Origin of the sequence: Neomesorhizobium albiziae (assembly GCF_900114255.1) — a bacterium.
Taxonomy (GTDB): Bacteria; Pseudomonadota; Alphaproteobacteria; order Rhizobiales; family Rhizobiaceae; genus Neomesorhizobium; species Neomesorhizobium albiziae.
Genome location: NZ_FOSL01000002.1, coordinates 386057 through 405472, shown reverse-complemented (window position 1 = coordinate 405472; position 19416 = coordinate 386057). Strand labels below are relative to the sequence as shown.

General features: G+C 61.6%; 13 protein-coding genes. 4 read left to right on the top strand and 9 right to left on the bottom strand.

Going from position 1 to position 19416, the window contains the following annotated elements; genetic code table 11:
* Window positions 1–103: 103 nt before the first annotated feature.
* Complete coding sequence (locus tag F3H98_RS05545; RefSeq protein WP_149759112.1) at window positions 104–1168, bottom strand: FecR family protein; 1065 nt, start codon at window positions 1166–1168, stop codon at window positions 104–106.
* 1388 nt (window positions 1169–2556) lie between these two features.
* Here F3H98_RS05545 and F3H98_RS05540 point away from each other — a divergent pair.
* Window positions 2557–4320 carry an adenylate/guanylate cyclase domain-containing protein gene (locus F3H98_RS05540; protein WP_149759111.1) on the top strand — a complete coding sequence of 588 codons (1764 nt, stop codon included), beginning with the start codon at window positions 2557–2559 and terminating at the stop codon, window positions 4318–4320.
* A gap of 125 nt (window positions 4321–4445) precedes the next feature.
* Complete coding sequence (locus F3H98_RS05535; RefSeq protein WP_149759110.1) at window positions 4446–8651, top strand: cytochrome P450; 4206 nt, start codon at window positions 4446–4448, stop codon at window positions 8649–8651.
* Between the two features lie 57 nt (window positions 8652–8708).
* Here the strand turns inward: F3H98_RS05535 and F3H98_RS05530 are convergent, their stop codons facing one another.
* The 3 genes from F3H98_RS05530 to F3H98_RS05520 all read right to left on the bottom strand — a co-directional run bounded on the left by F3H98_RS05530 (window position 8709) and on the right by F3H98_RS05520 (window position 14149).
* Window positions 8709–9398, bottom strand: coding sequence for a Crp/Fnr family transcriptional regulator (locus tag F3H98_RS05530; protein WP_149759109.1), 690 nt, complete (start codon window positions 9396–9398; stop codon window positions 8709–8711).
* Between the two features lie 376 nt (window positions 9399–9774).
* Window positions 9775–12951, bottom strand: a complete 3177-nt coding sequence (locus F3H98_RS05525) for an efflux RND transporter permease subunit (RefSeq protein WP_149759108.1) — start codon at window positions 12949–12951, stop codon at window positions 9775–9777.
* Window positions 12952–12955: 4 nt separating this feature from the next.
* Window positions 12956–14149 (bottom strand): efflux RND transporter periplasmic adaptor subunit, encoded by a 1194-nt coding sequence (locus F3H98_RS05520; protein ID WP_149759107.1) that lies wholly within the window; start codon window positions 14147–14149, stop codon window positions 12956–12958.
* A gap of 183 nt (window positions 14150–14332) precedes the next feature.
* On the opposite strand from F3H98_RS05520, the gene F3H98_RS30985 reads away from it, so the two are divergent.
* Together F3H98_RS30985 and F3H98_RS05515 are read left to right on the top strand one after the other, a co-directional pair.
* On the top strand, window positions 14333–14515 hold the full coding sequence (locus F3H98_RS30985; RefSeq protein ID WP_188130335.1) for a hypothetical protein: 183 nt from the start codon (window positions 14333–14335) through the stop codon (window positions 14513–14515).
* Window positions 14512–15171 (top strand): peroxiredoxin, encoded by a 660-nt coding sequence (locus F3H98_RS05515; RefSeq protein WP_149759106.1) that lies wholly within the window; start codon window positions 14512–14514, stop codon window positions 15169–15171. Before F3H98_RS30985 ends, F3H98_RS05515 begins: the two co-directional genes overlap by 4 nt.
* A gap of 19 nt (window positions 15172–15190) precedes the next feature.
* Here F3H98_RS05515 and F3H98_RS05510 read toward each other — a convergent pair whose 3' ends face one another.
* From F3H98_RS05510 to ubiB, 5 genes are all read right to left on the bottom strand, one after another.
* Entirely contained in the window at window positions 15191–15745 is a 555-nt protein-coding gene (locus F3H98_RS05510; protein WP_149759105.1) for a GNAT family N-acetyltransferase, read from the bottom strand.
* A gap of 93 nt (window positions 15746–15838) precedes the next feature.
* A complete protein-coding gene (gene coaBC, locus F3H98_RS05505) occupies window positions 15839–17056 on the bottom strand; it encodes a bifunctional phosphopantothenoylcysteine decarboxylase/phosphopantothenate--cysteine ligase CoaBC (protein WP_149759104.1) in 1218 nt (405 codons plus the stop codon).
* A gap of 10 nt (window positions 17057–17066) precedes the next feature.
* Window positions 17067–17477 (bottom strand): type II toxin-antitoxin system VapC family toxin, encoded by a 411-nt coding sequence (locus tag F3H98_RS05500; RefSeq protein WP_149759103.1) that lies wholly within the window; start codon window positions 17475–17477, stop codon window positions 17067–17069.
* Window positions 17474–17713 carry a FitA-like ribbon-helix-helix domain-containing protein gene (locus F3H98_RS05495; protein ID WP_149759102.1) on the bottom strand — a complete coding sequence of 80 codons (240 nt, stop codon included), beginning with the start codon at window positions 17711–17713 and terminating at the stop codon, window positions 17474–17476. Before F3H98_RS05495 ends, F3H98_RS05500 begins: the two co-directional genes overlap by 4 nt.
* Before the next feature lie 126 nt (window positions 17714–17839).
* Complete coding sequence (ubiB, locus tag F3H98_RS05490) at window positions 17840–19414, bottom strand: 2-polyprenylphenol 6-hydroxylase (RefSeq protein ID WP_149759101.1); 1575 nt, start codon at window positions 19412–19414, stop codon at window positions 17840–17842.
* Window positions 19415–19416: the final 2 nt, after the last annotated feature.

Below are 19416 nucleotides of genomic sequence, written 5' to 3'. Positions count from 1 at the left end.
TCTCTATCTCTTTGTTGAAGCATGATCCTTTCCGAAAACCGGTCTCCACTTTTCGGGATCATGCTTTCTTGAAGCATAATCTTTTCCGAGGATCATGCTCTAGCTAGCTGCGTTCGCGACCGCGACGCGATCCCCTGTCGCGTCCTCCCCAGTTTCCTTTCGATCCGCCCCAGTCCTTGCCGCCCCAGCCCTTATCGTCGTCGTCCCTATCGTGGTGCTTCCCGGGTTTGTCATGATGATGGCCATGGTGATGACCGGGTTTGCCCGGCTTGTCGGGCTTGTCGGGCTTATCGGGCTTATCGGGTTTGTCAGGCTTGCCGGGAGGATCGGGATCAGGCGCTGGTGCGCTCGGCGGTTCCGGCGCCTGGGCTTGTGGCCTGTCCGGAGCCGCGGGAGCCTCTGGGGTCGGAGCCTCCGGGGCGGGAGCTTCCGGAGCAGGCGCTTCAGGCGCCGGGGCACTCCGCTCCCTCACTGATCCCTGGCCGTTGCCGAGGGTCGACGCCGATGAAAGCCCGCAACCGGTGACCCCGAAACCCCGCGCAAGCTCCTGGTTTCCCGAAAGGAACGGCAACGCCCTTTGCGTACCCAATGTTCTCAGCGTGTTGCGGCTGACGCGTTGCACGGGACTAGGCCGCGACCCGGGCGAGGCCACCACACAGTCGCAGCGCCGCCTCAGTTCCTGGCACCCGGCTCCGTTGCAAAAACGCGCCGAGCCGTTCAACAGCACCACCGCCGTCTGCCCGTTGGCCCCGACAAAGAAATCGAAAGCCGTTCCGCGCACGCCGATCGTTCCCGCGGGCGTCACGATCTCGTAGGCGGAGGACTTGGAATTGCCGCTGATCCAGCGGAACGTTCCCTTGGTCGCCTTGATCGTCAGCTTCGCGACCGACCGTTCGTCGTCGAACACATATTTGTCGATGACGACCGACGATCCCCAACCCACCGCCAGCTTGGTGCCGTCGCGGAACACAAATTGGCCAAGGCCCGATGCGGATGTGCGGATGCGTTCATCGCGATGGACGGGCCCCCGGACGGCAAGAGGACCGTTCGCACCGGTAACCGCCGTCTTGATCAGCACGGCCTGTCCGACCCGCTCAGCGGCAAATGTCGTGGTTGGGACGCTAATCGCAGCGAGCGCGGCGAAAGCAATGCTGCGCACAGGCAACATACCACCCTCCTTAATTAGCTACCCATAACACAGCAGGAGGTTTCTTGTCCCAAGTTAATACCTAAATCATTTGGAGTACTCTAAGTAACGAGCCGTAATCATCGATTCGCGCGGAAGTTGTTACTTTCCTCGCTAACATAGATTATCTTTCGATCCGTCGAAATTCTATACGACTGTAAAGGACGCCAACTTCCTGCAAGCTTCAATTCGGGAACCGGCAAGATTTCGGACCGCCGAAAACATCCAAGCCGGCGCCGATGGTGCAGAGACGATCAGCCATGAATCGCAAACAGATGACGGCAGATGTATCAGCGTCATCCAAGCAACCCGCTCTCTCTTACTGAACAAGAGGTATCCCAACTGCTTGGGCAATGACGGACACTGCAGAAGAACCGGAGTGACCCGCAGGATTATTTGCGATTTTTGGCCAATATTGTGACATAACTCACATAATCGCACTACCATCGCTTGTATATTTGTTTGGCGACGGTGGGGGCAGGCGGAAAATCCTTCCAGGGTGGCCGGGGTGGCAGCGCGCCGCTCCGGCCTCCGCTCATTATGACCCGGTTTTGCCTGCTAACTTACCCTCATGCCGCCCTCTGCGCGGCACATGAGTGCAGCGCAGAGTATCGCTACAAGTCATCCAAATTCATAGCTCGCTTTGACTACACATAATACTTTTAGCGTAGATCAAAATGGACGATGTTAATCCCATCCACCTATGTGAAGGCTGTCACATACAGTTTCATCGTAATATATGAAAAATCATACAGCGTCGAACGCATCGGCGCACAAGCTTTTGCATAACAGTGCAGCGCAATCATAGGCACCTTCTGCGGAAAGGGAGGGAAGTCATGGGAGACATTCTAAGCTTTCAGCCGAAGCGCAGCTCCGGGACTCGCGAAAAGCGCGGGCAGTCGACGGACGCCACCATCATCATTTTCCCCGGCGTCCGCTACGAGCGGCTTGACGGGACGCGGATGAAGACGCCTACGAGCGGATCGAAGCCACGCCCTTCCCGCCATTGACCGCCAGCCAACCGCGTCCTGTGCGATGTTTGGCCAATGTAATTCGCGGTCGTACAACAGCAACCTTGGCGCGATATTGGCAGCTTTCACTTCAACCTGACATTAAAACCGTACTTTATTCTGTTAAGCAAAGACGTTTGACGCCCCGTGCGAGATTTGCTTTGGCAACTCAGGGCGTAAAAGACTTTGGTCTAGTCAACACAGCACTTTCCTAAACGTCGCTCGGCATCTAAGGTCTCCAATACGAAAAATGAGGGTACCGAAGCGGCGTCGGTCTCCGGTTGGGGAATACAGTCTCGGGCGAGCCGGGCGGATCGGCTCGGTCCGCTTGTACTGCCCAGAAGGGGTGAAGCTGGGACCATGGCTGATTGGCAATACACCCATCAGCTCGCGACCATAATGTCGATCGATGCTGTTGGTTTTTCGCGGTTGATGGGGCTCGACGACGAATCGGCGGTGGCCGCGTTCGAAGAGCGGCGCGCAATCATCATGGAAAGCTGCGGCAAGTATGGCGGCCGGGTTTTCGGCGCCGCGGGCGACAGCATCATGGCCGAGTTTGGCAATCCGAGCGAAGCGCTGCTCACCGCGTTCGATTTCCAGGAGAGGATAGCAACGCTCAACGCCTCGGCGTCGGAGAAGATGCGGATGCCGTTTCGCGCCGGCATCAACACGGGTGACGTCATCGTGCGCGGTGACAATCTTTACGGCGACGACGTCAACATCGCGGCGCGCATCCAGGAATTCGCGCCGCATAACGGCCTCGCCCTCTCCGAAACGACATGGCACCACGTCAAGGACAAATCGGCCGCCGAATTCACCGACCTCGGCGAACTCCCGCTCAAGAACATCGCGCTGCCGGTGAGGGTCTTTATCGCCGCGCGCGAAAAAAGCGCCGCACCGGCCATCCCCATGTCCTTTGCCAACTCTCATTCGCGGCAGGCGCCTTCCAACGGGCCACCCGCGGTCGCCATCTTGCCGCTGCGCAACGACAGCGGCGAGCGCGACATCGACTATATCGCCGACGGCATCGCGGAAGACATCATCTACGGGCTTTCGAACACGCGCTGGATGCTGGTCATCGCAAAGAGTTCAAGTTTCCAGTTTCGCGACGATGCGCTCGGAACTAAGGCAATCGGCGCCGCGCTCGGCGCGCGATACCTGGTCACCGGCGCCTTGACGCGCGGCGGGCGCAACATCCGGCTGAACTTCGCGCTCACCGACACCTCCAACGGGCGTCTCGTATGGTCGCGGCGTTTCGAGCGCGAACTGGTCGACATTTTCGAGCTGCAGGACGAGATCGGCAGCGAGATCGTTTCCACCCTGGAAAAGGAAGTCGACCGGGCCGAACAAGCGCGAACCTTTCAAGTGCCATGGGAGAGCCTCGAGACCTGGCAGCTGGTCCGGCGCGGACGCTGGCACATGAACCGCCGTACCCGCAAGGATACCGCGCTGGCGCTCGAATTCTTCGAAAAGGCCTATCTGGACGACCCCAACTCCAGCGCGGTGCTGAACGAACTGGCATGGTGGTATTTCTGGCGTGCCTGGCTGCGGTTCGGCGACAGCGCCGATCTCGACAAGGTGACGGACTACGCGCGCAAGGCGCTGCGGATGGACAGCCAGGACGCACGTCCGCATGCCCATCTCGGCGTCACCGACATCATGCGGGGACTACCGAGATCGGCGCAGGAGCATCTCGACGATGCGCTCCACATCAACCCCAGCTTCGCCTTCGCGCGCTCGGCCAAGGGCAGCGCCCACCTGCTTCTTGGAGAGGCAGAGCAGGCCATACCGCTGTTTCGCGACGCCGAACGGCTCAGCCCTTTCGATCTCTACGGCTTCCACAATCTGGGTGAACTGACGGCCGCCTATTGCCTCACCCACAACTGGGACCTGGCCATCGAAACGGCGGACCGGTCGCTCAGCCTGTCGCCGGGCTATTTCTATTCGGCATTTCTCAAGATCGGCGCCCTTTCGCGAAGCGGCCGCTACGAAGAAGCAAGGCAGGAGCTCGCGGTCTTCCAGACCCGCCATCCGGATTTCTCGAACGACCGGGTTGGCTGGATTCCGTTCACCGACAAGCGGGTCAACGATTTCCTGATCGCGAATTTCGAAATGGCAAAATGACGGGTGTTTGTCTCTTCAATATAGAGCCAGCGCTTACTGTGAAGGCGATCACATACGCAAGATGCACGCAAACATATGTCAACCATAGCCGGCTTTTTTTGCCGTGACATTGGGGCTCGAAAGGCGTGGTTAAACTCAAGTATTTCGAAAAGATCCACGACGCCCAGCGGGCCGAACTGCCGGCATCGAAACTGCCGCGGTTCGATCTCGGCCGGCTGCGCACCGGCCGCGGCTTCGCCAGCCGGATCGTGAGCAAGTTTCTGGAGAACCCCAGATGGTGGCTTTCGCTGCTTCGGCGCGGCCGACCGCTGCTGCGCGTCGGCCGATTCATGCTCGTCACCAGAAACGACGATGTGCGCGACATCCTCGAGCGCCAGGACGAATTCCAGACGCCCTACGGTCCCGAGATGACCGAGATCGCCGGCGGCACGAATTTCATTCTCGGCATGCAGGACGGCCCCGACTACCGCCGGATGAAGTCGGCGGTGCTGAGCGCCTTTCCGCCCGATGAGGTCGAGGCGATCGTCAGGCCGATCGCGGCGCGCCATTCGCAAGCGATCATGACGCGTGCCGAACCCGGCTTCGACCCCATAAGCGGCCTGCTCAAGGTGGTGCCGGTCAACATCTGCCGCGACTATTTCGGGATCGTGGTCGACGACGACGTGAAATTCGCCGAATGGTCGATCGCCCTCAGCGCGCTGTTCTTCTCCGACCCGTTCGGCAATCCGGCGACCAGAGACGTGGCGGTTGTCGCCGCCGACCGGATGGTCGGGGTGATCGACCGCTCCATCGAAGCCGTGAGGGACGGCAGGACCAACCCGAACGCCCCATTGGCGCGGCTGGTCGCGATGCTCGACCGCAAGCGGCTGACGCTCGACGACATTCACTCGATCATGATGGGCATGATCGCGGGGTTCGGCCCCACCAACCTGCTTGCAGGCGGCAACTGCCTGGACGTTCTGCTGTCGAAACCAGAAGCCCGCGCCGCATTGGAGCAAGCGTTCGCCGACAACGACGAACAGCAGGTGCAGAAGACGATCATGGAGGCGATGCGCTTCAAACCGATCTGGATCGGCCCGGTGCGCTATACCGCCCGGGACGCCCTGATCGCCGAAGGAACGCGCCGCGAACGCGTGATCAAGAAGGGCACGATCGTCATGCCGGCGACGCTGTCTGCGATGTTCGACCCTGAGGCGATGCACCGACCTGACGATTTCGACACGACGCGTCCCTACCGGGACTATATGGTTTTCGGCCACGGCATCCATCTGTGCATCGGATCGGCCGTCGCCCAGGTGCAGATAGCCGAAAGCTTCCGCGCACTCTTCGCAAAGCCGGGTTTACGCCGGGCAAAAGGTGCGGCGGGAAAGATGAGGCGCCTGGGCGCCTATCCCGAGAGCCTCAAGGTGGATTTCGAGCGATCGCCGCTTTGCCGGACGGTGACGCATTCGATGGTCACCGTTGTCTGCCCGCTCAAGCCTGCCGTGTTGGTGGGCGACATTCGCGATGAGATCGCATCGCTCGGCAACCCGGCCGGCGCCGACATGAAGGCGGCGCTCGACGCCACGGGCGTGATTCATTTTGCCAGCATCGCGGTTTCGAGCCCTGAAGGCGCCGAACGCGAAGACACCCATCTCATCATCGAGCTTTCGGGCGACGGGACAGAAGCTTCGGTGATCGACGCTTTCGCCAATCATTCCGACCCGGTGCTCGGCGGTATCATCCGAAAGGCCTGCGACTTCGAAGGCCAAACGCTTGCGGACTTCATGCGCAAGCACGCGGTGAAGATATCGCCATCCTTCGGCAGCAGCGCCGGCCTGGTCTTTTCCGGCACGCCCGGATTGTCGGTCGAGCGTATCCGCGCCGAAGCCAAACTCGCCGAAAAGGTCCAGAAGATAGTGGAAGGACCGGGAAACGAGACGCGCAGCGCTGCGGCCACGCTGGCCGAGGTGCGCCGGAAAATCGCGAAAGACCCCGCTTCCGCATGGGTGCTGGAGCCGGCGGAAAACCTGCTGGACAAGCCGGAGGGAAGCCTCTGGCAGGCCGCGCTGACCACGTTGAAGGCGCGCCCCATGGCTGCCGCCAGCACGATCGCCCTACTGGTCGGCTGCTGGCTGACTTACACATACGTATTTGGATATTTACCCGGCTTCTTCCGCAACCTCTTCGTTGGCGGCGCCTCCCTTATCCTCACGCTTGTCGGGCTGGCGCTGCTGGTTGTCGTGCCGCTCGGCATTGGCTTCATCGCGTTGCGCCGCCTCGAAAAACAGGACAAGCCCAGCGAAAAAATGATCGAGCTCAGCCGGTTCGAAGCCATCAACGAGCGCGAAGACCACGCCGCCCAGAACCATCTCACGGCGATCTCGATCATGAAGCCGGGCCGGTTGCGGCGTCTGGCCCTGCGCCTTACCTTCTACGTGATTTCGATATCGGCGCAGAAAGTCTTCCGGCCGGGATATCTGTCCAACATCAACACGATCCACTTCGCCCGCTGGATCTCGATACCCGGCACCAACCAGCTGATGTTCTTCAGCAACTACGGCGGCAGCTGGGAAAGCTATCTCGAGGATTTCATAACCAAGGCGGCCAACGGGCTCACCGGCGTGTGGAGCAACACGATAGGATTTCCGGCGACACGCTGGCTGTTCGGGGCAGGCGCGCGTGACGGTGAGCGCTTCAAGCGTTGGGCCCGGACACAACAGGTGCCGACCCTCTTCTGGTATTCGGCGTATCCCGTCAACACGGCGCGCATTCGCATCAATTCGAAAATCCGCTACGGCATCGCGCATGCAACGGCAAACCAGGCGCGCGACTGGATCAGCCTCTTCGGCTCGCTACCGCGGCCGCTGATTGCGAAGGACAGCGCCAGGATCAACCTGGTGGATGCCGCCCCGCCACCGATCGAGACGCTCGAACTGGGCGAAATCCAGACGATCTTCTTCAACGCCTTCGGTCCCCTGAAATATGGGGCCATGCTGGCGATCCGTATTCCGGACGGCAGCCCGCGTCGCAAACGCAAGGCCTGGCTTGAATTCATCGCCGAGCGGACGACCTTCGGCGATCGCGTCCTGACCGACCAGGCAATGACAGTCGCCTTCGGTCCCGACGGCCTCAGGCGCCTGGGGCTCGACTGCGACCCCGATCACGACCCCATGGAAAACTTCGCGCTGTCGTTCCGGCAAGGCATGGGCAGCGCCTCGCGCAGCCGCATTCTTGACGATGTCGGAGACAGCGCGCCGGCGAAATGGGAGTGGGGCTCGGCGCGCAACCCCGTGGATGCCGTCGTTGTCTGCTATGCAGCAAGCAAAGAAAAGCTGGAATCCGACGTTACCGACCTGGAGAAGCAGCTGAAAGCCGCCGGCCTGGAGCGCGCCGCGAAATTGCCGCTGGTCGTCAATCGCGACGAAAAACGGGCAAAGGAACATTTCGGCTTTGTCGACGGTATTTCGCAACCGATCGTGCGGGGAACGGCTCGAGCGAACTCCTCGGTTTCGCCCCTGCATCTGGTCGCGCCCGGCGAATTCCTTTTCGGCTACCGCGACGAACACGGCTACTTCCCGCCGGCAGTGACGACAAGTGCCGCGCAGGACCGTGACGGCATCCTGCCGACGCTCAACGAGATGAATTCCATGGGAGGCGAAACCGGCCTTCACGATTTCGGCCGGAACGGCTCGTTCCTGGTGGTTCGCCAGTTCGAGCAGCATGTCGAAAAATTCAAGGACTTCTGCCAGGCGGCGGCGCGCGGGCGTAAGGACCCGGAAATTACGGAGCGATGGATCGCCGCGAAAATGGTTGGTCGCTGGCCCGATGGGTCCTCCCTCGTGCGCAATCCCGACGGCCGAGAGAAAAGGCCGATCGACAACGACTTCACCTTCGGCGCCGAAGACCCGCAAGGGCTGCTCTGCCCGCTGGGCTCCCACATACGCCGTTCGAACCCGCGCGATTCACTTGGCGACGACCATGAAATTCAGCTCAAGATCGGCAAGCGCCATCGCATCCTGCGTGTCGGACGCACCTACGAAAAGAAGAAGGAGGACGGAGAGCCTGAAAAGGGCCTGCTGTTCATGTGCCTGAACGCCGATATCGAGCGGCAGTATGAGTTCATGCAGCAGACCTGGGTGTCGTCCGGATCGTTCCACGGCCTGATGAAGGAGAAGGATCCGACCATCGGCACGCAGGACGAGAAAAAGGGCGGCGGCCGCTTTTCCATCCCCAGATGGGAAGGCACCCTGGTGCTGAAGGGCATTCCGAATTTCGTCACCACCAAAGGCGGCGGTTATTTCTTCATGCCAAGCCGCTCCGCGTTGCGCTTTCTAATTTCACGGCTTTGACGGGAGCCCGTCTATTCCGAAAACCGGTTTCCGTTTTTCGGGATCATGCTCTGACGGTCAATCGTCTTCTGCTTCGGCGATCACGCGCAGCCCGCTGGCCCGTTCGATGCGCACACCGCCGCGCTTCATGTTGATGATCGACCGGCTGCGCCATTCGTTGAGGGTCTTGTTGACGGACTCGCGCGTGACGCCCAGAAATTCGGCGAGTTCGGACTGCGAGATCGGTATCCAGCCGGTAGGGTCCGACATCATGGCGGAGACAAAAAGCAGCCGTTTGGCCAGCCGCGCCTCTATTCCCAGAAACGCCTGATCGCCGAGCTGACCGGTCACCCAGCGAAGCCGGGTGCACAGAATTTCTATCATCGCCCGGGCCAGAGCCGGATGCCGCTCGATCCGTTCGAAAAGTTGCCCACGGCTGATGGAAACAAGATCACAATCGTCCAGGCAGATCGCGGTGGCGGTGCGAGGGCCGCCGTCCAGCGCCCCGATTTCGCCGATCACGGCTGGCGGGCGCTCGATATTGGCGACAAGCTTCTTACCGCCAACCGAATAGAGCGATATCTCGACGGTGCCGCGCAGGATGCCGTAGACCCTGTCGGCGATATCCTCCTGCACAAAGAGATGCTGGCCTGCCGCATGGTGTTCGGTCTTGCATCCGGCGAATAGCAGTTCGAACAGGTCGGCGCCGATCTTTGCCGGCCTCGGTATCGTCTCCCTTTCACTTTCATCCGGATGTGGCGGCGACATATCGATTTCCCTATTGGACCCTAGAGCGGAATGCATTCAGATTGAACCGAGCATCCCGCTCCATCTGCTTGTTTTAGCCGCATTTGTGCAACGCCAAGTGATTCCACCTGGCTGCAAATGCCCTGAGCCTTTCTACGGCAATCGTGCCCCACGGCCAAAGCGATTGTCGAGCGAACCGTGCGAGTAATGGGAACATTCCATTTGATAACGTGTCGAGAAGATCGCGGCGCAGCACTTCCCATACGTCATGTCACCTTGACAATTTGACAACAATGTCCGCAGAGCCCGCCCCACCGCACCGGGGCGGGCACTTGCCCGGAACGGAAAAGGCCCGGAGTGATCCGGGCCTTTTACCATCGTACATGAAAATGCAGCGTTATTCGGCCGGCACTTCCTCGGCCGGATGCTGCTTGACCCGCAACGGGAACAACCGCCGCAGCGAGACATAGAAGACCGGCGTCAGGAAAAGGCCGATAATCGTCACGCCCAGCATGCCGGAGAACACCGTGGTGCCCAGCGATTGGCGCATTTCCGCACCGGGTCCGGTGGCGATCATCAAGGGCACGACGCCGAGGATGAAAGCGAAGGCCGTCATCAGGATCGGCCGCAGGCGCAGCCGGCAGGCCTCGACGGCTGCATCGACCGGCGACAGGCCACGATCCTGCGCCTGTCTGGCGAACTCGACGATCAGGATGGCGTTCTTGGCCGCCAGACCGATCAGCACGATGAGCCCCACCTGCACGAGGATGTTGTTGTCGAGCCCTCTTATGAAGACACCGATCATCGCAGCCAGCACGCCAAGCGGCACGATCAGCACGATGGCGAACGGCATGATCCAGCTTTCATACTGGGCCGCCAGCGCCAAGAAGACGAACAGCACGGACAGCCCGAAGATGAAGATCGCCGTGTTTCCGGTCTGGCTTTCCTGGAGTGCGAGTTCGGTCCACTCGAAGGAGGTTCCGTCTGGCAGCGTCGCGTTGGCAAGCTCCTCCATCTTCTGCAGCGCTTCGCCCGTCGAGACGCCCGGCGCGGCGTTGCCTTGCACCGGAACCGACACATACATGTTGTAGCGTTGCACCAGCGCGGGACCCGTCGAATCCTGGATCTCGACCAGCGTGCCGAGCGGCACCAGTTCACCCGACTGCGAGCGCACCTTGAGCTTCAATATGTCGTCGCGGTCGAGGCGGAAGGCCTGATCGGCCTGCGCCCTCACCTGGTAGACACGGCCGAAGGCATTGAAGTCGTTGACGTAGGCGGTGCCGAGATTGATCGAAAGCGTTTCGAAGATGCTCGGGATCGCCACGTTCAGCATACGCGCCTTGTCGCGATCGATGGCCAGGAAGTATTGCGGGCTCGATGCCGAGAAGGTGGTGAACACACCAGCCAGGCCCGGGGTCTGGTTGGCCTTGCCCGCCAGTTCGTAGGCGAGAGCCAGTATCTGGCGCATGTCGGCGCTGTTGCGCTCCTGCAGCTGCATCTTGAAGCCGCCGGAATTGCCGATGCCCGGCACGGGCGGTGGCGGCAGCGCGATGATGAAGGCCTCCTGAAGCCCCTGCAGACTGCCATACAGCGAACCGATGATCTTTTCCGCAGTCAGGCCGCTTGCCAGCCGTTCCTCGAAGCTCGTGAACGGAGTGAAGATGACGCCGGAATTGCTGGCGTTGGTGAACGTGGCGCCGGAGAAGCCCGAAAATGCCACGGCGTTGCGAACGCCGGGCGTCTTGCGGACGATGTCGGTCGCCTTCTGGATGACCGCGTCGGTGCGCTCGATCGACGATCCGTCGGGCAACTGCACCACGACGATCGCATAGCCCTGGTCCATGGTCGGGATGAAGCCGGTGGGCACCTTCTCGATCATGAACACCGTCGCATAGATCAGCACGGCAAAGACTGCGAGCATGGCCAGCAACGCCATGGTGGAGCCGACCAGCGCCTTGACCAGACGGCCATACCATTCCGAGACCCGGTCGAAGCCGCGGTTGAACCCATCCGCCAGCCGGCGCCCGAAACGCCCGATGGCAGTGCGCGGCGGCTTCTGTGTCTCGTGATGCGACTTGAGCAGCAGTGCGGCGAGCGCCGGCGACAACGTCAGCGAAACGAAGGCTGAGATTGCCGTGGAGACCGCGATGGTGATGGCGAACTGCAGATAGAACTGTCCGGTGATGCCGGGGATGAACGCCGCCGGCACGAACACCGAGATCAGCACCAGCGAAATCGCCATGACCGCCGTGCCCACCTCGTCCATGGTCATATGCGAGGCGGGGTTGGGATCCATCCCGAGCGCGATGTTTCGCTCGACATTCTCCACCACCACGATCGCGTCGTCGACGACGATGCCGATCGCCAGCACAAGGCCGAAGAGCGTCAGCATGTTCAGCGAAAAGCCCGCCGCGTAGAGGACGGCAAGCGTGCCGATCAACGCAATCGGTATGGCGACGATCGGAATGATGGCCGTGCGCCACGACTGGAGGAAGACCAGGATCACAATGACGACAAGCGCCATCGCCTCAAGGATCGTCTTGTAGACCTCGTTGATCGACTGCTGGATGAACTCGGTCGGGTTGTAGACGATGTCGTAGGCCAGCCCTTTCGGGAAATCCCGGGACAGTTCGGCGATCTTCGCCTGGATTTCAGCCGCGGAGGCAAGCGCGTTCGAGCCCGGCCGCTGGAAGATGCCGAGCGCCACCGCCGGCTTGCCGTCCAGATAGGAGTTGGTCACGTAGTCCTTGGCGCCAAGCTCGATGCGGGCGACATCCTGCAGCGAGATCAGTCTTCCGTCCTCGGTCGACTTGACGATGACGTAGCGGAAGTCGCGCGCATCGTCGAAGCGTCCCTGCGTGGTCACGGTATATTCGAAGGCAGTGCCGGTGTTCATCGGCGGAGCGCCGATGGCGCCGCCGGAAACCTGCACGTTCTGGTCACGCAGGGCCTGCACGATGTCGGCCGCAGTCAGGCCGTAGGCCGACAGCTTTTCCGGATCGAGCCAGATGCGCAGCGAGAATTCGCGCTCGCCGAAGATGATGAGGTCGCCGACCCCGTCGAGCCGCAACAGCACGTCGCGCACCCGCGAGCGTGCATAGTTCGACACATAGAGCTGGTCGTAGGTGTCGTCCGGCGACAGCATGTGGATGACCATCATCAGGTCCGGCGAACTCTTGGCCGTGGTGATGCCGAGCCGCCTGACGTCTTCCGGCAGGCGCGGTTCGGCGATCGACACGCGGTTCTGCACCAGCACCTGCGCCTGGTCGAGATCGGTGCCCGGCTTGAAGGTCACGGTCAGCGCCATCGCCCCGTCGTTCGACGAGTAGGACGACATGTAGAGCATGTTCTCGACGCCGTTGATCTCCTGCTCGATCGGCGTGGCGACGGTCGCCGCGACCGTTTCGGCGTCGGCGCCGGGATAGGCGGCGCGAACGACGATGGTTGGCGGCGCAATCTCCGGATATTGCGCGACAGGGAGCTGGGTATAGGCGATGGCGCCGACGATCAGCACCACGATGGAAACCACCGACGCAAAGATTGGCCGGTCGACGAAAAAATGTGCGAAGCGCATCGGATTACTCCGCAGTCTCGGCCTTGGGAGGCAGGGTCACCATTTCAGCCTTTACCTTCACGCCGGGCCGCACGCGCATCAGCCCGTTGACGACGATGGTCTCGTCACCAGTCAGACCTTCGCGAATGACGCGGTAGCCGTCGAGATTGGGGCCGGTGCGCACGGGCTTGGTCGACACCGTTCCGGTATCGTCAAGAACGAAGACGATGCGGCGATCCTGATCGGCGCCGATCGCCTGGTCGGGGACGAGAATGCCACGGTGCGGAAGCGATCCGGGCACGTTGACGCGGCCGAACATGCCGGGCTGCAGCACACCGTCCTTGTTGTCGAACCGGGCGCGCACCCGCATGGTGCCGCTGGCGTCGTCGAGGCGGTTCTCGGCGAAATCGAGCTTGCCCTTGAACTGTGCTTCGCTGCGGTCCGCGACCCGCACGACGACATCGAGATTGCTGGCGCCTTCCTGCATCGTGCCGCCGCGCTCACGGGCGTCGCGCGCATAGCTGAAATAGGTGCGCTCATCGATGTCGAAATAGAAGTCGATCGGGTCCCAGGCGACAATCGTCGTCAGCAGGGTCGAATCCGGCTGCACGAGATTGCCCGGTGAAACCAGCCGGCGGTCGATGCGGCCCGAAAGGGGCGCGCGGATCTCGGTGAATTCGAGATTGAGGCTGGCGTTGCGCAGCGACGCTTCGGCGCCCTGCAACTGGGCCTGGGCGGCAAGGCTTTCGCGCCTGCGGTCGTCAAGGATCGACACCGCGAGATTGCCGGACTTGGAAAGCGCTTCAGCCCTTTCGAGCTGCGAGGCGGAGAACTCGGTCAGGCTGCGCGCGACATCGACCTGCGACTTGGCCGCGTCAAAGGTCGCCTGGTAGGGGCGCTGGTCGATGGTGAACAAAAGATCGCCCTTGTTGACCACGGCGCCGTCGCGAAAATGCACCTCGGCAAGATAGCCGCTGACGCGTGAGCGGATAGCCACCTCGTCGACGGCTTCGAACCGGCCGACGAATTCGTCGTCCTCGACGATGTCGCGCACAACCGGCTTGGCCGCGGTGACGACGGGCAGGTCCGGCTGCTGTGCCCACGCGGCGTGCGGCGCGGCTGCGGTAAGAACCCAGAACAGCGCCAGGGCGCCGGTTCGCAGGCCAAAACGCCCACCAAAATTGCGGATGACCGGAAGTCGGCTAGCCGTTTCGTCCATGTGATTCCCCTCGTTGGGATCGATGCGTGTTTGTGATGGCGGAAAGTGATTTATGCGAAACACATGTAGGCTGAACCTTGTGCGCCGCAATATGGTCACATTCAAAAGTTGCCAAAATCTAGCCAATGTTAGCGCAAATGGTAGCCTGTAACGGTAACTTTCAGAAGTAGGCTTTGGCGCTTTGTGAAAGCCGGCCGCAACGGGCATTTCATGGGCGAACCGAAAGCCGGAACAATCGTTCAAAGGCAGGCCGATCTCGTCAAATTCTGTTTTTTCGCCAAAAAATTCGGCTCTTTGCTTCCCGAAACAGTCGATCTTTGCGTTATGATGGCGGCCAAACCACGAAAGCCGGGAGACACCAAATGAGCATCCGCATCAACGACACAGCGCCGGATTTCACCGCCGAGACTACGCAAGGCACAATCAATTTTCATGACTGGATCGGCGACAGCTATGCCGTGCTGTTCTCGCATCCGAAAAACTTCACGCCCGTGTGCACGACCGAACTCGGCATCATGGCCGGTCTCGCCGGCGAGTTCAAGAAACGCAACGCCAAGATCATCGGCATCTCCGTCGACCCAGTCGAGAGCCACGACAAATGGAAGGCCGACATCAAGACGGCGACCGGCCAGTCGGTGGAATATCCGCTGATCGGGGACAAGGACCTGAAGGTCGCCAAGCTCTATGACATGCTGCCGGCCGGCGCCGGCGAAAGCTCGGAAGGTCGCACGCCGGCGGACAACGCCACGGTGCGCTCGGTCTTCGTCGTCGGGCCGGACAAGAAGGTGAAGCTCACCATTACCTATCCGATGACCACCGGCCGCAACTTCGACGAGATCCTGCGGGCGATCGATTCCATCCAGCTGACTGCCAAGCACAAGGTGGCCACCCCCGCCAACTGGAAGCAGGGCGAAGACGTGATCATCACGGCCGCCGTGCCTGACGATGAGGCCACGGAAAAGTTCGGTGAGTTCGAGCGCGTGCTGCCTTATCTCAGGAAGACGAAGCAGCCGAAGGACTGATGCATCGAGGGTGGGCTGCTCAGGCGGCCTTCCCTCCCGCCTGTCTTTCAAAAAGGATTGTCGGGTCGCCGCGGTAGGTCGTCTTCATGACTTCGCGATAGCCACATTTTTCGGCGACCCGCAGCGATGCGCTGTTCTGCGGGTCGATTATGCAGACGGTCTTGCCGCCGGCGAAAAAGCCATCGCCCCAAACATGCATGGCGCGGACGACCTCGGTGGCGAGGCCCTTGCCATGCGCCGACGACGCCAGGCCCCAGCCGGCTTCGGGAATACCCTCCAGCGATGGCACGATATCGCGCTTCAGATCATGAAAGCCGGCGCCACCGATCAGCTTGCCCGTGGCCTTCTCCTCGATCGCCCAGAAGCCGTACCCCAGCACGGCCCAAAGGCCGGCGTAGCGGAGATAACGGCCCCAGGCTTCTTCGCGGGTGAACGGCTTGCCGCCAATGTAACGGGTAACTGCCGGGTCCCGCCACATGGCGGCATGCATCTCGAAATCGTCAAGCCGATGGCCGCGAAGGATTGTGCGCTCGGTCTCAACGACCGGTACCGCAGCCGAACTAGCGCTATTCACTGATAAAACCTCAACAATAAACAAAAAAACGCAGCAATATGCCCCAAAGCCGGAACAATCGGCGGAATTGAGGCAAACGACAAGTCAATAAAATCAGATTTCGATTGTTTTAAGATGTTTTGCGATGAGGTCCGCGAGCCGTTCCGCGACGGCTTCCTTGGTCAGGTCCGGCCATTCGTCTATGTCTGACTTCGAAACGATCCTTACCCTGTTGCGGTCGCCGCCCATGACGCCGCCTTCGTGGCTGACATCGTTGGCGACGATGAAGTCGGCGCCCTTTTTCTTCAGCTTGGCTTGAGCGTTTTTCAACACGTCCTGGGTCTCGGCTGCGAAACCGACGACAAGATAGGGGCGCTGCTTATGATGCCCGACGCCCGCCAGGATATCCGGGTTTTCAACCATCTGCAGCGCGGGTGGCCCCTTGTCCGCCACCTTCTTGATCTTTTCGCCGGCGGCGTTCTCGGTGCGCCAGTCGGCAACTGCGGCGACAAAGACCGCGGCGTCGGCGGGCAGCAATTGTTCGACGGCATCGCGCATTTCCTGGGCGCTCTCGACATGGACGGTTTTCACACCCGAGGGATCGGCAATGGCGACCGGGCCGGAGACGAGGCGCACGTCGGCGCCGAGCTTTGCCAGTGCGGCAGCGATGGCATGACCCTGCTTGCCGGACGAACGGTTGGCGATGTAGCGCACCGGATCGATAGGCTCGTGCGTTGGCCCCGACGTGACTATGATCTTCTTGCCCGACAGCGGCCTGGGTTGTGCGTCGAGCAGCATTTCGATGGCAGCCACGATCTCCAGCGGCTCGCTCATGCGACCTTCGCCGGCCTCGCCGCTTTCGGCCATCTCGCCCCTGGCCGGGCCGACGAAGGCGATGCCGTCCTTCTCCAGGGTGGCGCGGTTGCGGCGTGTGGCGGCGTGCGACCACATTCTGGGGTTCATGGCCGGCGCCATCAGCACCTTCTTGTCGGTGGCAAGCAGCACGGTGGACGCAAGATCGTTGGCATGGCCGTTGGCCAGCTTGGCCATGAGATCGGCGGTTGCTGGCGCGACGACCAGCAGGTCGGCCTCGCGCGACAGCCTGATGTGGCCGATGTCGTGCTCGTCGTTCCGGTCGAAGAGATCGGAAAACACGCGGTCGGCCGTCAGTGCGCCGACTGACAGCGGGGTCACGAACTCCTGCGCGGCGGACGTCATCACGGCGCGGACCGAGGCGCCGCGCTCGCGCAGGCGGCGGATCAGGTCGAGCGACTTGTAGGCGGCGATGCCGCCGCCGATGATGAGCAGGATGCGCTTGCCGGACAGGATCATGCGTGGCCCCTCAGGCCGGCTTCAGCGCCGGCTCAATGTCGGTATGGATGAAATCGTCGCCCTTGAAAAGCAGCGGCAAATTGCGGGTTTTGGCGAGCGCATAGGCAAAGCAGTCGCCAAAATTGAGCCTCGCGGCGTGTCCGGAGCCACGCCCATAACGCATATACGCCGCCGTGGATGTCTCCAACTGCGCGGTGTCAAACGCGATCTTATCCAGTTGAAGTTCCAAAACCATTTTTTCCAGCCGGTTGACGCCGTCAACGAAGCGCTCGCTGGCCCCCACGCAATAGGTTTCATGAAGCGTGGCCGTGCTGACCAGGGCAAAATCCGCTTCCGCAATGGAGCGTGCGAAACTACGTGCCTCTGGCTCAAGCGCCAGAATGGCGATCAGTACCGACGTATCGACGACGAGGCCGCTCACCGCAGGCTTTCGTCCCACATATCGTCGCTGAACTTCTTCAGATCAAACGGCTGCGCAGGTTTGATGCCGAGTGCCAGAACCGCTTCAATGTCAATCTTGCGTTTTACAGGCTTGGCCAGCGTTCGCGCCAACACATCCCTCGCCTCCTGTTCCATCGACACACCACGCGCTGCAGCACGCTGGCGCAGAGCCTGCTTAACGGATGGGTCGAGATTACGGATGGTCAAGGTGCTCATGTCCATTGGCTTCCGGAAGGGTCTGCTCCAAAAGTCGCCATGCCGGACACTAACATAACAAGTCACAAGCCTGCATGCAACGCTAGCAATGCTAGCAATGCTAGCAATGCTAGCGTTGCATGCAACTCAAGTCACCACCCAAACCAGATAGACCGCCGCCGCAGCGATCACCCACAGCGCCACACGGCCAGAGCGGGTGTGGCGCGCTTCCGCGTTGCCGATAGCTTTTGCGGTTTCGGCATCGAAGCGCAGGCCGTTCTCCGCCATGGCGTCGATCTGGCGCGACAGGCGCTCGGTGCGGGCTGCGAGATCGGGCGCCTGGCGAACCAGCGACATGAGGGCGCCAAGGCCGTCGCGGGCGTCGATGAGCAGACCCTGCGGTCCGAGATTGCCGGCAATCCAGTGGCCGACCACCGGTTCGGCGGTCTTCCACATGTTGAAGGCGGGATCGAGTGTGCGGGCGACGCCCTCGACCACGACCATGGTCTTTTGCAGCAGCACCAGCTCCGGCCGCGTCTGCATGTCGAACAATTCGGTGACTTCGAACAACAAGGTCAGCAGCTTGGCCATCGAGATGGTCTCGGCCGGCTGACCGTGGATCGGCTCGCCGATGGCGCGGATCGCCTGGGCGAAGGCCGCTACATTGTGGTGGCGCGGCACATAGCCGGCCTCGAAGTGCACCTCGGCGACGCGCATGTAATCGCGGGTAATGAAGCCGTAGAGGATTTCGGCAAGGAAGCGCCGCTCCTTCTTGCCGAGACGGCCGGAAATGCCGAGATCGACCGCGGCGATGTCGCCATTCGTATCGACGAACATGTTGCCGGGATGCATGTCGGCGTGGAAGAAGCCGTCGCGCAGCGTATGGCGCAGGAACGACTGCACCAGCGTCGCCGCAATGGCCTTGAGGTCATAGCCGGCGGCGCGAAGTCCTTCGACATCGCTGAGCTTGATGCCGTCGATCCATTCCATGGTGAGCACGTCGCGGCCCGTACGCTCCCAGTCCACGGCCGGCACGCGGAAGCCAGGATCGTCCTTGGTGTTTTCGCCGAGCTCGGAGTAGGCAGCGGCCTCGAGCCGGAAGTCCATCTCGATCTTGGTGGTCTGGGCGAGCGTCTCGGTGACCTCGACCGGGCGCAAACGGCGGCTCGACGGGACGAAACGCTCCTGAAGGCGGGCGGCCAGGAAGTAGCTCTCAAGATCCTGGAAGAAGCGCCGGCGCACGCCAGGGCGGATAACCTTGACCGCGACCTTGCGCGGTCCTTCCGGCGTGGCGACCTCCGCCGGGTGCACCTGGGCGATGGAGGCAGCGGCGACCGGTGCGTCGATGCGCGTGTACAAATCGGACGCCTTGCGGCCGAGCGAGCCTTCGATGGCGGCGACCGCTTCCGACATGGGGAAGGTCGCCATCGCGTCCTGCAGCAAGGCGAGATCGAGCGCGATATCGTCGCCGACCACATCGGGACGCGTCGCCAGGAACTGCCCGAGTTTGGCGTAGGAGGGGCCTAGCCGGGCGATGGCGTTTGCAAGGCGGTCGCTGCGCACGCGCTTCAATGCGCGGCGGCGGGTAAACATCACGGCCAGCCGCCAGCCGAATTTCGGCAGGCCGGTCAGCTCATCGCCAGGCAGAGCCGCGATCACGCCCTCGCGCACCAGAACCCAGCCCGCTCGCGCGAGCCGGAAAGATGCTCCGATGCTGCTCATCG

Bases quoted from the DNA above. Each gene is read 5' to 3' on its own strand.
- F3H98_RS05545 (WP_149759112.1), bottom strand. From the start codon at position 1,168: ATGTTGCCTGTGCGCAGCATTGCTTTCGCCGCGCTCGCTGCGATTAGC.
- F3H98_RS05540 (WP_149759111.1), top strand. From the start codon at position 2,557: ATGGCTGATTGGCAATACACCCATCAGCTCGCGACCATAATGTCGATC.
- F3H98_RS05530 (WP_149759109.1), bottom strand. From the start codon at position 9,398: ATGTCGCCGCCACATCCGGATGAAAGTGAAAGGGAGACGATACCGAGG.
- F3H98_RS05525 (WP_149759108.1), bottom strand. From the start codon at position 12,951: ATGCGCTTCGCACATTTTTTCGTCGACCGGCCAATCTTTGCGTCGGTG.
- F3H98_RS05520 (WP_149759107.1), bottom strand. From the start codon at position 14,149: ATGGACGAAACGGCTAGCCGACTTCCGGTCATCCGCAATTTTGGTGGG.
- F3H98_RS05515 (WP_149759106.1), top strand. From the start codon at position 14,512: ATGAGCATCCGCATCAACGACACAGCGCCGGATTTCACCGCCGAGACT.
- coaBC (WP_149759104.1), bottom strand. From the start codon at position 17,056: ATGATCCTGTCCGGCAAGCGCATCCTGCTCATCATCGGCGGCGGCATC.
- F3H98_RS05495 (WP_149759102.1), bottom strand. From the start codon at position 17,713: ATGAGCACCTTGACCATCCGTAATCTCGACCCATCCGTTAAGCAGGCT.
- ubiB (WP_149759101.1), bottom strand. From the start codon at position 19,414: ATGAGCAGCATCGGAGCATCTTTCCGGCTCGCGCGAGCGGGCTGGGTT.